Below are 14,062 nucleotides of genomic sequence, written 5' to 3'. Positions count from 1 at the left end.
AAATAGATTCTTCAAACAGCCATGAGCCGACAATGGCGCTCACTGCGCATCATCAAGGGAGATACGAAGCCTGAAAGAGCAGTATCGGCCCATAATAATCGAGCTGATTTAAAACTCATAGCGCACTCTGGCTGAAAAACTGTCGGTGGTGTAGTGCTGACTCCAGTTATGGTCATATCCTGCTCTGAGTGTCCAGTGATGACCACTTTTGACGGCAAAAGCAAGACCTGCAGTGAGACGATAGGGGTCCCTGTCCTGCCCAGCCACTTTGAGAGTTGAGCCGTCAGCCAGGTAGGTCGCTTTGAATTCGCTTCCGGATGAAATAAAGTCGTAATAGCCCATCAGTGTCAGCTCAGGTTTAAAGACGGTCTGACGTCCCCAAATGGCTCCGTTAAACTTGAATCCAGCACCCAGCTCAGCTGTGAGGTAGTCATCATTTTCAATTTTTCGCTCGAACCCGGAGTTTCCCTTTTCAGAATAATCCTGGATCCGAAGCTGACCATAACTGAACAAAGCCCGAGGCACCAGACTCCAGCTACCCAGCTGCCAGGCGGTGCTACCAGTGACTCTGAGGCCCCACTGGTCAGCCTTGAAGTCGCCTTTCACTCTTTGGCCATTAACTGTTTTTTTACTGTCGTTGGAACCACTTCCCACAGATGCCATGGCGTTCATGGACAGTCTTCGGTAATTCCAGCTGCCATAGAGCGAGGTCAGATAACTTTGTTGACGGGTACTGGCGCCATCATCCATTTCAATAGAGGCTTTGGATAAGGTCATGGCAAACCCGAATCTGATATTACCTTCCAGCTCACCGTCCACTCCCAGCGTCATGCCTCCCACCTGATTCTTGAAGCCCATTTCCTGAGCAACAGCCTCCTGTTCACCCTCGGTATAAAGAAGCTGACCCCAGGCTGCACCATCGACAAACTGGTCGCCATAACTAAAACCACGACGAATGCCTTGATTACGACTGAAAATGATATTGTGAACGTTATTGGTCAGAGTCAGCCCTGTTTTTTGAACTGCGGCCGAAGCCTCCGGTTGAATTTCATTAGCCTGGGCAGAAGCCACTACCGTGGCTAAAGCCGCAACGGGTAAAAAATAATTGCGCGAAATTTTCACAATCCTTGTGCCTTCCTTGTTCTCAGTGCTGATTCAAGTCATTAATGTAGGCAGGAGGTTGCCTGTTCTCGGTCAACCTCCGGACTTTTTCTGATATCTGCTATTGTCATCGGATCATTCAGACAATGTCTTAGTAAGAATCACTGAAGCCCATTCCATGCAGTGGTTATATTCTTCCGCTTTCTACATCTTTCAAAAAATCCACGAGCGCTTGCCGGTAATTTTCCGGATCATCCCACATAGAGCAATGACTGCCGTTATCACAGAGCACCAGCCTGCTGTGAGGCAGAATGGAAGCCATCTGCTTCTGATCGTCCGGCGCCGTAGTGTCGTAGCGTCCAGCCAGTACCAGTGTTGCAACACGGATCCCGGCCAGATCATTCCAACGATCCCAGCCCAGCAGATTGCCGGTAAAAACAAACTCATTATTACCCTGCATAGTGTTGTAAACACTCAGATTCCTGTGATCAAAGGCCCTGTTCAGGGCTTCAGGCCAGCTCGGCAATCTGCAAATGTACTTGCGATAGAGATGTTCCATCAAAAGAGAAGGGTGCTCTTCATTGTCCAGATCGTTCGCTGCTTCGAATGGTTGTATTTGATCGACCACTTCCGGTGGCAACTGCTCCCGAAGGTGCTTGGTATGAGCCATATAGGAATGAATACTGCCGGTGATGCTGCCGAGAATCAGTCCTTTCAGATATTTTTGGTACCTAAGTGCATATTCAATTGCCCACAAGCCACCACAGCCGTGGCCAAAGAGGTAAAAATCCTCCAGGCCCAACGCCGTCCGAACCTGTTCGATCTCATCAATGAATCGTTCCAATTGCCAAAGTGATCCATCTTCAGGCTGATCTGAGCACCATGAACCCAGTTGATCATAAAAAATGACCTCCACTCCTTGAGGAGCAAGAAAATCTTCCAGACATTCCAGGTACTCATGGGAACACCCCGGCCCACCGTGCAGTGTCAGTAACCTTAATGGCCCAGAGCCCACCCGCTGAGTCCAGACCCGATAACCGTTATCCAGTGTCACCCACTGAACTCCCGGTGCGTTGTGCTTCTCTTGTTTGGTCATCATGCCAGTACACTGTTTAGACTTCGCAACGGATTCAGTGTAGGCAGTTTCTGTGGAAAAAGAGGCAATGCACTCATTTACCTACTACTATTTCCGAGCCATCGTTTAGCTAAATTATTTATCTTTCAACGGTTTGTCGATTTTATTGAAGACTCATGCCCTGATCCTGGTTCTCACCTTGCTGGCTTGCTCAAACCAAACCAGTGCATCCACAGCCTGCCAGAAAACTTTTGGGCCTGCTGGAGGCAATATATTGCTATCAGGAATAAGTGTTTCATCGGGAGACAACCTGTAGATCACAATCCCTTACAGCAGCCATCGTATTACTTTGCTAAATGACTCACAGGGGGTCGGTCCCAAACCAACTCAGCAGAGCATCTGAAAGAGAAACGGCTCAGTCGCTTTTCCCGTTAAAGTTCCCAATAGGCAGAAAGAGTCTGACAAGAGGGAGACTCAATGGGGTTCTGTGGAAAACTCTCTATGGAAGCTGTGGATAAATACAGTTGTCAGCAGCGATCAGTTTAAATAGACAAATTCCATAGTCGTCCAGAGGCCTTTATTTATGTGATGTTTTTTTTGTCGCTTTCTTTAAGCTCACGGGAAAAAACCTGTGCATAAAAAGTGTATAACAGATTGTGCACCCTTCTTGAGCAAGGTCATCTCTTTTGCTGACTCGAAAAAGGCTGGCCTTTTTTTCAGAGTTCCGAGACACTTGAGTGACGACTTCTGTCTGCACCGGCGAACAGACATAGGCCATGGCAAACCCATTACCGCAGTAAGAAAGCATTAAATCCGACAGCCCCCAGACCCGGATGGAATCATGAACCCCGGAAAAATATTCAAATGATTATCGAGGCGTTCACATGGGCCTTCTCAAGGGCAGTAAAAGGCGCACGACAGGCAGGACTTGTGCAAGAGGTTGCTGCGATTGCAGGGAAGTACCAGCGTAACAAAAAAGCCTGGCAACCCCATTTGGAGCAAACCCGCGCTGCCATTAATGCCGCCATAAAGGAAGCTGATCCTGCTGAACCCATTCTGATTCTGGGCTCAGGACTGGGCCTTGATCTTCCACTGCAAACACTCAACGATCATCCAACCGGTGCCCTATTGTTCGACGCCGTAAAGCCGCCGCAGCTTGCTGCCAAGCTGAAACAGTATCCAAATATTAAATTTGAACTAAGAGATGTCACCGGCCTTCTCGAGGAACTCTGTAGCAACTTCAGCAGCAAGAAGATAAGCCTGCCCACTTCTGCACCGCTGCCGCTCAAGGGTTTCAGCCTGGCAATTAGTGTGAATATGCTTTCACAGATTCCGTTATCATTCTCCAACAGCCCACCGGAAGGCGACGCAGAAATACGCATGATGACGGCTATCCAGAAAGCCCACATCATGACTTTAAAAGCGATGGGCTTTACCATTCTCTTAATTTCTGATTACGAACGCCACGAGTACAAAGACGATGGCATTGAGGTTATCACGACCGTTGCGTGCCCCCTTTGGCCCGGTAAACCTGTAAATGAATGGGACTGGTATATTACACCATCAGGCGAAAGCAGAAATGGTCAGACCACAATCCTTAAGGTGGGTGTCTGGAAAATCCCTGCTGAGTTAGCGATGGCCTTGAATGAATCAACGACTCAAGGCAGCCAGTCTTCTTCCATAATCTGATCAAATGTCCATGGGCAAATCTCAGGAAAGCTGTGTTCATCAAGCTGCTGATGCTTCATCACATATCGATTCATTTCTTTAATCGCAAGCAGTTTTCCATCTGGGTAGGCTTCATCCATACTGATGTTCAGCATACCCTTGAGATGAGGTCGCTTCTTCAGGAGCTTCCTAATTGCAATTCTTGTTCGGTCTATAGTTGCCATCCAATCTCTGCAGTTATATGGCTCAGGCAGCACAGGATTCAGAACTCGAATCTGATACTCATATTTCAGTAAATGGAGCAGGAGTGTCGTCAAACGAGATTCCAAGGTATCCAACTCACTGCTCATATCATGGATTTCCCCAATCAGGTTATCTACATCAAGCTGGTCAAATTGACGGTTGGTCAGATACTCTTTCTGCTGCTCAACCCAGCGATAAAAATCGCTCTCATACAGGTTTTTCACGAATAGCCTCCTATCCGGCTCAAACTCAGAGGTATAGTCTACATTTTCTTCTCATCAGGTATTACTGCATCAAACGGCAACCAATCTTCTTCCATAATCTGATCAAATGTCCATGGGCAAATCTCAGGAAAGCTATGTTCATTCAGTTGCTGATGGGGCTGAACATAGTCATTCATTGCCTTGATAGCCAAGACCTTTCCATCAACATAAGCTTCATCGAAAAGGCTTTTCACCTCACTCTGAAGATGAGGCCGTCTCTTTATAAGCTTGTTAATTGCCAGCCTTGTTCTATTAATTGTTCCTTTCCAATCTCTGCAGTTATAAGGCTCGGGCAGCACAGGATTCAAAACTCGAATCTGATAATCATATTTCAGTAAATGGAGCAGGAGTGTCGTCAAACGAGATTCCAGGGTATCCAACTCACTGCTCATATCATCGATTTCCCCAATCAGGTTATCTATATCAAGTTGGTCAAATTGACGATTGGTCAGATACTCTTTCTGCTGCTCAACCCAGCGATAATAATCAGTCTCGTATAGATTTTTCATGAATTGTCTCCTATCCGGCTTAGGCCCGAGAGTATAGTTTACGTTTTCTTTTTGTCAGGAATCACCACATCAAACGGCAGCCCCTTTCTCAGGGCAATCTGGCTGAAATAGAGATTAATAGCCTGGGAGGTCGTTAGTCCCAGTTTACGCAGCACTTGTTCCGCTTCTTCCTTTAACGCTTCGTCGATACGCGCTCTGACGGTGGTTTCTTTAGCCATAGTGGTATCTCCCGTGACATATTTCTGACTGGAATTCATGATTTCCTGTATGGTACATGAAACAGACGACCAACGGATGCGTTGTTCCTGCTACGCTTTTCCCGATAAGTGTTAAACTATCTAGATTGTTTGGCTGCCTGCACATTCGTTGTGAGCACTTTTACCTCACCAAGGGCACTTGCCAGTTTTTTTGTCGAAGCAACTCGATAACCTATTCCGGAGGAATCAATTTAATGGGCCGACGCCATAAAACCCACGCTGTTCAGGTTGGACACATTACCATCGGTGGCGATGCGCCTGTGGTCGTCCAATCCATGACGGATACGGATACTGCTGATGTCGAGCGTACGGTTGAGCAAATAAAGCTTCTGGCGGACGCTGGCTCTGAGATTGTCCGGGTGACAGTCAATACCGAAGAAGCGGCTGCTGCAGTTCCGGCCATCTATGAGAAGCTGAACCAGCAGGGCTATAACGTCCCTATTGTCGGCGACTTTCACTACAATGGTCATATTTTGCTGACCAAGTACGATGATACCGCCCGCCTGCTGCACAAATATCGCATTAATCCGGGCAATGTTGGCTTTGGCAACAAGAAAGACGATCGCTTCAACGCCATGATTGACGTAGCCATAAAGTACGACAAACCGATTCGTATCGGGGTGAACTGGGGCAGTCTGGATAAAGAGCTGTCCACTCGTTTAATGGATGAAAACGCACATTCTGAAAACCCTAAATCCTCTCAGGAAGTTCTGCACGAAGCTCTGGTACTCTCCGCGTTGACCAGTGCCGATGCAGCCGTAGCAAGAGGGCTGGGGGCCAACAAAATTGTTATCTCCTGCAAGGTCTCCCGGGTACAGGACCTGATCAGTGTCTACGAAATGCTCTCAGAGCGTTGTGAATATGCACTCCACCTGGGTCTGACCGAAGCGGGTATGGGCAGCAAGGGGATTGTTTCGTCCAGTGTTGCCATGGGCGTATTGCTTCAGCAGGGCATTGGCAACACCATTCGTACCTCCCTGACTCCAGAGCCCAATGGCAGCCGTGATCGAGAGGTGATTGTTTCCCAACAGATATTACAGGCACTGGATGTCCGTAGCTTTTCTCCTGAGGTGACCGCCTGCCCCGGCTGCGGTCGAACCACCAGTACTTTCTTCAGGGTTCTGACGGATGAAGTCGACGCCTTTCTGCGTACCAAAATGGTGACCTGGCGTCACAAATTTGTGGGTGTGGAAGAAATGAAAGTAGCGGTTATGGGTTGTGTTGTTAACGGTCCCGGTGAGAGTAAACATGCCAACATCGGCATCAGTCTGCCCGGAACCGGTGAAGCACCTTCGGCACCTGTGTTTATCGACGGTCAAAAAGTAACTACGCTCAAGGGTGACAATATCACTGAAGAGTACAAGGAAATGATTGAAGAGTACGTCCACAAAACTTACTCACCCAGGGAATCACTAATTGCCACCCAGTAATCGCTCAATCAAATTCCTTAGAAGCCCGCTCAGCGGGCTTTTTTATGCTCCGGTACTTGATTACTCTGCTTCTTTTGGCTCAGGTTTTTCCTGATCAACCATCTCCGGTGTTTCCAGACTGATCCGTCCCAGGCCACCGCTGCGGAATTCATTCAGGAGAATCTCAGAGACCTTATGAAGATCAGCTATACCGCCTCTTCTCATGCAGTTTCTGCGGGCAGCAATCACATCCATCAGTTCGATATCACTGGAAGGCAACTCATTGATCTGAAAACGCTGCCTGAGAGCTTCCGGGTATGCTTTCAGAAAATATTCAGCGGCAAACAGGGCGATGTCTTCGTATTCCAGAACCGCATCTTTAATCGCTCCGGAAATGGCCAGTCGATATCCACAGGCTTCCGGCTCCAGCTTGGGCCAGAGGAATCCGGGCGTATCCAAAAGCATCATGCCATTAGGTAACTTGATGCGCTGCTGCTGCTTGGTAACTGCGGGGACATTTCCGGTTTTGGCAATAATACGGTTGGCAAGCGTGTTGATCATGGTGGATTTGCCGACATTGGGAATCCCCAGGATCATGGCTCTCATGCCTTTGATGTCGAGTTTGCGTTCTACCATGCTCTCGGCCAGCCTCAGAACACCGCGCACTTTTTCCGGCTGACTTTGGGTCAGGGCAATGGCCTTAACCCCTTCTTCTTTTTCCATCTCCCTGATCCACCGCTCAGTGACAGCAGGATCAGCCAGATCACTCTTGTTCAAGACCTTAATGTAGGGCGTTTTACCACGCAGAGAAGGCACCAGAGGGTTTCCGCTACTGAAAGGAAGACGGGCATCCAGAACTTCGATGATCAGATCGACTTCCGGAACCACTTTCTTGATCTCCTTTCGAGCCTTGTGCATATGCCCGGGAAACCAGTTAATTGCCATAACAACACCTTTGTATACTGAAGGCCGGTATTCTATATGCTCCGGAGCAATCTAGTAACCCAGGCTTTTATCTATTGCTGGCGGCATTTCTCCCTGCTCAATAAGCGCTACGTCTGCAACAATCTGTTCCATCGCCCGCTCAATCGGAGTAGGAGCTGCAACATGAGGCGTAACAATAACCCGTCTGTTCTGCCAAAGGGGATGCTTGTTGTCCAGTGGCTCAACTTCAAACACATCCAGCACGGCGCCCCTCATGCGGCCTGTTTCCAGAAGATTTTGCAAAGCCTCTATCTCGATAACATCGCCCCGTCCTCCATTAATAAGAACACTGTCTTCAGGCAGCTTTTCCAAAGCCTTCTGATTCAACAACTTTTGGGTAGAAGGTGTTGAGGGCAAGAGATTGACCAGCACTCTGGAGTGTTTCAGAAGGTAGTCCAATCCTGCATCGCCTGATACAGCATTAACACCGTCGACCTGCTTTTCAGTTCGACTCCAGCCAATGACCGGGAATCCTGAATCGCTGACTGCCTTTGCCACTGCTTTACCAATAACACCAAGACCGAGAATGCCTACCGTCCATTCTGACTTTTTGCTTATTTTATGGGGCTGCCAATGACTATCTAGCTGTTGCTGCCTGTAATAATCAAAATCTCGATAGAAATGCAGCAGACCATATATCACATAATCCGACATGTATTCCTCCATGCCGACTCCTCTTAACTTGAAGACTGGAAGATCAGCAGGAAGGCTCTCAAGATTTACCAGTCCATCAACACCGACACCTTGGTTAAATACTGCTTTTAATTGGGTCTGTTGTTGAAAGAATTCGGCCGGAGGTTGCCAGATCACTGCATAATCCGCCAGCCAGTCGTGACACGCTTCTTCAACCCAATGACGTACGTCTGCATCAGGAAAAGCGTTCCTGACGGCTGAAGTCCAAAGTTCACTATTTTTCTTGTTATACACAATGATTTTCATCAACCTTAACTCCTTGGTAGATCATGAACTAATAATTAAAAATAACGCCCTGAGTCGCGACCAGAAAAAGCCTGACCACTGGGATGGATAATGCGGCCTTATTAACAGATATTGATTAAGAACAGTTAATGTCCTGCACTGCAATAATTTGAATACAGCTTTTCTATCATTGTGATAGTCTTTGCCAATTTCCAATTTCATCTGCTTGCCTCTAACTTTTATTTTATACAACAAGAGGACAATTCCATGAATGTATCCAAACAGTTAGAAAATAAACAAGATAGTTTCGATGTTTCAGTTAAGCAATCCAAAAAGCAAAACGATTGCAATTTCAACGATGACTATTACGGAGACAGAGTCTGTCTTGCACCTTCTAACCAAAAGAAATAACAATTTGCAGATTCGAGCATTAATAAATTCTTGATAGAATGCTGCAACTCTACAAAGTCGTTCTGGATGATCCTGTCAATTGCGAGTTCGGTTACCAAAATACAAAAACCCCAGCTGATCTCTCAACTGGGGTTTTGCTTTATTCAATGCCTGGCGATAATCAACTCTCACATGTGGAAGCCCCACACTACCAGAGGCTGTCGCAAAACTCTAACAACTCGTTCCCACGCTCTGCGTGGGAATGCATACCTCCCCTGAAAAGCGGACTCTGCAGCACGAGATGGCTATGGGTTCTCACGCTGGAGCATGGGAACCAGAGTTTTGCGACAGCCTCACCATCGGTGGGGGCCGCCCAGGTGGGGCCGCCCAGGCATGTGTCGTTTCACTTCTGTTCTGCCACACTCCTTTGCCCACAAAACAAAAACCCCGGTCAATCTCTCAACCGGGGTTTTGCTTTATTCAATGCCTGGCGATGACCTACTCTCACATGGGGAAACCCCACACTACCATCGGCGATGCGTCGTTTCACTACCGAGTTCGGGATGGGATCGGGTGGTTCCAACGCTCTATGGTCACCAGGCAAAACTGGTCGAGCCGTTGGCTCTCGAGCTGGAAGCTTTAAGCTGGAGGCTTGAAGCTGTTTCTCGAAAACCAAGGCTCTGGAATCCAAATCTCTTTTAAGCTGTGTCGTCTATTCTTGCTCAACACTCTCGTTCACTGTGTACGGCTTCAAGCTTCCAGCTTCCAGCTTTTGCTGGCAGCTTCGCTGCGCAAATCGCTTTGGCGTTATATGGTCAAGCCTCTCGAGTCATTAGTACGGGTTAGCTCAACGCCTCACAACGCTTACACACCCCGCCTATCAACGTCATAGTCTTTAACGTCTCTTATGGGCCTTGCGGCCAGGGAAGTCTCATCTTGAAGGGGGCTTCCCGCTTAGATGCTTTCAGCGGTTATCCCGTCCGAACTTAGCTACCGGGCAATGCGTCTGGCGACACAACCCGAACACCAGTGGTTCGTCCACTCCGGTCCTCTCGTACTAGGAGCAGCTCTCCTCAAACTTCCAACGTCCACGGCAGATAGGGACCGAACTGTCTCACGACGTTCTAAACCCAGCTCGCGTACCACTTTAAATGGCGAACAGCCATACCCTTGGGACCGGCTTCAGCCCCAGGATGTGATGAGCCGACATCGAGGTGCCAAACACCGCCGTCGATGTGAACTCTTGGGCGGTATCAGCCTGTTATCCCCGGAGTACCTTTTATCCGTTGAGCGATGGCCCTTCCATTCAGAACCACCGGATCACTATGACCTACTTTCGTACCTGCTCGAGATGTACCTCTCGCAGTCAAGCTGGCTTGTACCATTACACTAACCGCACGATGTCCGACCGTGCTTAGCCAACCTTCGTGCTCCTCCGTTACTCTTTGGGAGGAGACCGCCCCAGTCAAACTACCCACCACACAATGTCCCCGATCCTGCTAAAGGACCTGGGTTAGAACCTCAATATTGCCAGGGTGGTATTTCAAGGTTGGCTCCATGCAGACTGGCGTCCACACTTCAAAGCCTCCCACCTATCCTACACAAGCAACATCAAGATCCACTGTGAAGCTGTAGTAAAGGTTCACGGGGTCTTTCCGTCTAGCCGCGGATACACTGCATCTTAACAGCGATTTCAATTTCACTGAGTCCTGGGTGGAGACAGCGTGGCCATCGTTACGCCATTCGTGCAGGTCGGAACTTACCCGACAAGGAATTTCGCTACCTTAGGACCGTTATAGTTACGGCCGCCGTTTACTCGGGCTTCGATCAAGAGCTTCTCCGAAGATAACCCCATCAATTAACCTTCGAGCACCGGGCAGGCGTCACACCGTATACGTCCACTTACGTGTTAGCACAGTGCTGTGTTTTTAATAAACAGTCGCAGCCACCTGGTATCTTCGACCAGCCTCAGCTTACGGGGCAAGCCCGATCACCAAAGCCGGCGCACCTTCTCCCGAAGTTACGGTGCCATTTTGCCTAGTTCCTTCACCCAGGTTCTCTCAAGCGCCTTGGTATTCTCTACCTGACCACCTGTGTCGGTTTCGGGTACGGTCCCTCTTGACCTGAAGCTTAGAAGTTTTTCCTGGAAGCCTGGCATCAACCACTTCCCCACCTTAGTGGGTTCGTCATCAGTTCTCGGCTTTGTGAACCCGGATTTGCCTGAGTCCACAGCCTACGACCTTAAACAGGGACAACCATCGCCCTGCTGGCCTAGCCTTCTCCGTCACTCCATCGCAGTCAAAAGGGGTACAGGAATATTAACCTGTTTCCCATCGATTACGTCTTTCGACCTCACCTTAGGGGCCGACTCACCCTGCGCCGATTAGCGTTGCGCAGGAACCCTTGGTCTTCCGGCGAGGGAGCCTCTCACTCCCTTTATCGTTACTCATGTCAGCATTCGCACTTCTGATACCTCCAGCCCACCTTCCGGTGAACCTTCAACGGCTTACAGAACGCTCCTCTACCGGTTCAGTTGTCAGTTTGCAGTTGTCGGTTGTCAGTTTGAACTGAGTTATTTAAAACTCTTGTGCAAACTAACCAACATCTTACTGACTTGGTTGTATTCGGTTTTGAGGTCTTGCCATTGCTGATCGTCAATGTAATTGACGATCAAGGCAGTACCTTAACCAAACTCTCATTTCGTCAGATGATCCGATAGCCATCAATATGAACCTTCGAAACTCTGCTTTTGAGATGATCAGTTTCCCATGTCCTTCAGCAATATTTGCACAGATTCCTTTACTGGCTCTGCGCATCTGATCAGCAAGTCCATGCATTTGTTCAATTCTCGGAAATTCCAGCGAGAGCTTGTGAACTTTCAAAGAAAGCTTATAGGCCCGTTGAAATACTTCTAAATCTTCAAATCGCTGCATACTTACTTCTCATACTGCCAACTGACAACTGTAAACTGACAACTGAACCCCGTAGCTTCGGTGAATAGTTTGAGCCCCGTTACATCTTCCGCGCGAGCCGACTCGACCAGTGAGCTATTACGCTTTCTTTAAAGGGTGGCTGCTTCTAAGCCAACCTCCTGGCTGTCTGGGCCTTCTCACATCGTTTCCCACTTAACTATTACTTTGGGACCTTAGCTGACGGTCTGGGTTGTTTCCCTTTCCACGACGGACGTTAGCACCCGCCGTGTGTCTCCCGTGATTGCACTCATCGGTATTCGGAGTTTGCATGGGGTTGGTAAGCCGGGATGGCCCCCTAGCCCAAACAGTGCTCTACCCCCGATGGTGAGACACGAGGCGCTACCTAAATAGCTTTCGAGGAGAACCAGCTATCTCCGGGCTTGATTAGCCTTTCACTCCTATCCACAAGTCATCCCCTGGCTTTTCAACGACAGTGGGTTCGGTCCTCCAATCAGTGTTACCTGATCTTCAACCTGCTCATGGATAGATCGCCCGGTTTCGGGTCTATTCACTGCGACTGGACGCCCTGTTAAGACTCGCTTTCGCTACGGCTTCCCTATACGGTTAACCTTGCCACAGAAAATAAGTCGCTGACCCATTATACAAAAGGTACGCAGTCATCAGTGGCCAGTTGTCAGTTGTCGGTGGTCAGTTTTGTTCAGCGTCAATTTCAACACCTCTGCAAATCTGCCCGTATTTTCCAACTTGACGACCTGGTAATCAGTCATCTGCTGTCGCTTGCCTACTGGCAACTGACAACTGACAACTGACCACTGACTCCCACTGCTTGTACGTACACGGTTTCAGGTTCTATTTCACTCCCCTCAACGGGGTTCTTTTCGCCTTTCCCTCACGGTACTGGTTCACTATCGGTCAGTCAGGAGTATTTAGCCTTGGAGGATGGTCCCCCCATGTTCAGACAACATTTCACGTGTGCCGTCCTACTCGATTTCACAATAATTGGCCTTTCGTGTACGGGGCTGTCACCCACTATGGCCACACTTTCCAGAGTGTTCCGCTAAACCAAAAATTGCTTAAGGGCTACTCCCCGTTCGCTCGCCGCTACTGGGGGAATCTCGGTTGATTTCTTTTCCTCCGGGTACTTAGATGTTTCAGTTCCCCGGGTTCGCCTCCTAAACCCTATGTATTCAGGTTAAGGATACTCACTTGTGTGAGTGGGTTTCCCCATTCGGACATTCCTGGATCAACGCCTGTTTATCGGCTCCCCAAGACTTTTCGCAGATTACCACGTCCTTCATCGCCTCTGACTGCCAAGGCATCCACCGTGTACGCTTAGTCACTTGACCATATAACCCAAAACGATCTCTTCGAGATCTCAGTTGTCAGTTGTCGGTGACCAGTGGTCAGTCGATTCGTGGCAACTGATGGTTATAGGTAATAACTACCTTTAACGATCTTCAGTAACCGGCAACTGTCAACTGACAACCGGCCACTGATACGCCCTACACTTGAGAGTGTCTCAGCAAGAATTTCATTAAAAGACCAAAGTCTTTTAAATCAACTCAGCTTAATTTAAGTTTGGATTCCACATTGTTAAAGATCGCATTGTCCGCTTTCTATTAAAGAAGGGGACAATGAAGCAAAATACGCTTAATGAATGAGTCGTTCGGATTAATGGTGGAGCTAAGCGGGATCGAACCGCTGACCTCCTGCGTGCAAAGCAGGCGCTCTCCCAGCTGAGCTATAGCCCCATATTCCGAATCATGATTGGTGGGTCTGGGCAGACTCGAACTGCCGACCTCACCCTTATCAGGGGTGCGCTCTAACCAACTGAGCTACAGACCCAATCCTGCTGGTTCAGCGCACCGCCAAAACAACCGATTCATTAAACACACTTTTTTAAAGAACAAAACTAACAACTGCCAACTGACCACCGTCAACTGACAACTGATAATCAAACAATTCGTGTGAACGCTTATGGAAGGTCGGTCTTCGTTTAAGGAGGTGATCCAGCCCCAGGTTCCCCTAGGGCTACCTTGTTACGACTTCACCCCAGTCATGAATCACTCCGTGGTAACCGCTCTCCCGAAGGTTAAGCTAGCTACTTCTGGAGCAACCCACTCCCATGGTGTGACGGGCGGTGTGTACAAGGCCCGGGAACGTATTCACCGTGACATTCTGATTCACGATTACTAGCGATTCCGACTTCATGGAGTCGAGTTGCAGACTCCAATCCGGACTACGATGCACTTTCTCAGATTAGCTCCACCTCGCGGCTTGGCAACCGTCTGTATGCACCATTGTAGCACGTG

At 48.7% G+C, this 14,062-nt stretch carries 9 protein-coding genes, 2 tRNA genes and 3 rRNA genes (1 of these 14 only partly in view); 2 read left to right on the top strand and 12 right to left on the bottom strand.

Translation table 11 applies throughout. From position 1 onward, the window contains the following. Window positions 1-108 precede the first annotated feature (108 nt). Entirely contained in the window at window positions 109-1,122 is a 1,014-nt protein-coding gene (locus ACOJUN_RS08950; protein WP_422136291.1) for an autotransporter outer membrane beta-barrel domain-containing protein, read from the bottom strand. A 166-nt stretch (window positions 1,123-1,288) separates the two neighbouring features. Next, the gene (locus ACOJUN_RS08945) at window positions 1,289-2,200 is read right to left on the bottom strand and encodes a proline iminopeptidase-family hydrolase (protein WP_422136290.1); all 912 of its coding nucleotides are present in this window, start codon (window positions 2,198-2,200) and stop codon (window positions 1,289-1,291) included. 840 nt (window positions 2,201-3,040) lie between these two features. Here ACOJUN_RS08945 and ACOJUN_RS08940 point away from each other — a divergent pair. Further along, entirely contained in the window at window positions 3,041-3,865 is an 825-nt protein-coding gene (locus tag ACOJUN_RS08940; RefSeq protein WP_422136289.1) for a hypothetical protein, read from the top strand. On the opposite strand, the gene ACOJUN_RS08935 is transcribed toward ACOJUN_RS08940, so the two are convergent. From ACOJUN_RS08935 to ACOJUN_RS08925, 3 genes are read right to left on the bottom strand one after another with little or no spacing between them, the layout of a single operon-like run. Beyond that, window positions 3,835-4,311, bottom strand: a complete 477-nt coding sequence (locus ACOJUN_RS08935) for a DUF29 domain-containing protein (RefSeq protein ID WP_422136288.1) — start codon at window positions 4,309-4,311, stop codon at window positions 3,835-3,837. The two genes, ACOJUN_RS08940 and ACOJUN_RS08935, sit on opposite strands and share 31 nt — an antisense overlap. 38 nt (window positions 4,312-4,349) lie before the next feature. Next, window positions 4,350-4,859, bottom strand: coding sequence for a DUF29 domain-containing protein (locus ACOJUN_RS08930; protein WP_422136287.1), 510 nt, complete (start codon window positions 4,857-4,859; stop codon window positions 4,350-4,352). Between the two features lie 38 nt (window positions 4,860-4,897). Beyond that, window positions 4,898-5,077: a type II toxin-antitoxin system RelB/DinJ family antitoxin gene (locus tag ACOJUN_RS08925; protein ID WP_422136286.1), complete on the bottom strand. Its 180-nt coding sequence runs from the start codon at window positions 5,075-5,077 to the stop codon at window positions 4,898-4,900. A gap of 233 nt (window positions 5,078-5,310) precedes the next feature. Between ACOJUN_RS08925 and ispG the strand changes: the two genes are divergently transcribed. Then, window positions 5,311-6,546, top strand: a complete 1,236-nt coding sequence (gene ispG, locus ACOJUN_RS08920; RefSeq protein WP_422136285.1) for a flavodoxin-dependent (E)-4-hydroxy-3-methylbut-2-enyl-diphosphate synthase — start codon at window positions 5,311-5,313, stop codon at window positions 6,544-6,546. A gap of 60 nt (window positions 6,547-6,606) precedes the next feature. Here ispG and ylqF read toward each other — a convergent pair whose 3' ends face one another. The 7 genes from ylqF to ACOJUN_RS08885 form a co-directional block, all read right to left on the bottom strand. Continuing rightward, window positions 6,607-7,470 (bottom strand): ribosome biogenesis GTPase YlqF, encoded by an 864-nt coding sequence (ylqF, locus tag ACOJUN_RS08915; protein WP_422136284.1) that lies wholly within the window; start codon window positions 7,468-7,470, stop codon window positions 6,607-6,609. Between the two features lie 51 nt (window positions 7,471-7,521). Further along, complete coding sequence (locus ACOJUN_RS08910) at window positions 7,522-8,448, bottom strand: 2-hydroxyacid dehydrogenase (protein WP_422136283.1); 927 nt, start codon at window positions 8,446-8,448, stop codon at window positions 7,522-7,524. Between the two features lie 854 nt (window positions 8,449-9,302). Next, window positions 9,303-9,418, bottom strand: a 5S ribosomal RNA gene (gene rrf, locus ACOJUN_RS08905). Window positions 9,419-9,628: 210 nt separating this feature from the next. Beyond that, window positions 9,629-13,096: ribosomal RNA gene (locus tag ACOJUN_RS08900) — 23S ribosomal RNA — on the bottom strand. Window positions 13,097-13,425: 329 nt separating this feature from the next. Continuing rightward, window positions 13,426-13,501: transfer RNA gene (locus tag ACOJUN_RS08895), tRNA-Ala, on the bottom strand. Window positions 13,502-13,518: 17 nt separating this feature from the next. After that, a tRNA-Ile gene (locus tag ACOJUN_RS08890) sits at window positions 13,519-13,595 on the bottom strand. Between the two features lie 152 nt (window positions 13,596-13,747). Next, window positions 13,748-14,062, bottom strand: a 16S ribosomal RNA gene (locus ACOJUN_RS08885); it runs 1,241 nt beyond the window's last position. The 16S, 23S and 5S rRNA genes sit together here with 2 tRNA genes alongside, the layout of an rRNA operon.

The organism is Endozoicomonas sp. ALD040 (genome assembly GCF_049275945.1).
Lineage (GTDB): Bacteria > Pseudomonadota > Gammaproteobacteria > Pseudomonadales > Endozoicomonadaceae > Endozoicomonas_A.
The sequence above is the reverse complement of the archived record's forward strand: the minus strand, read 5'-3'. Positions and strand labels throughout refer to the sequence as shown.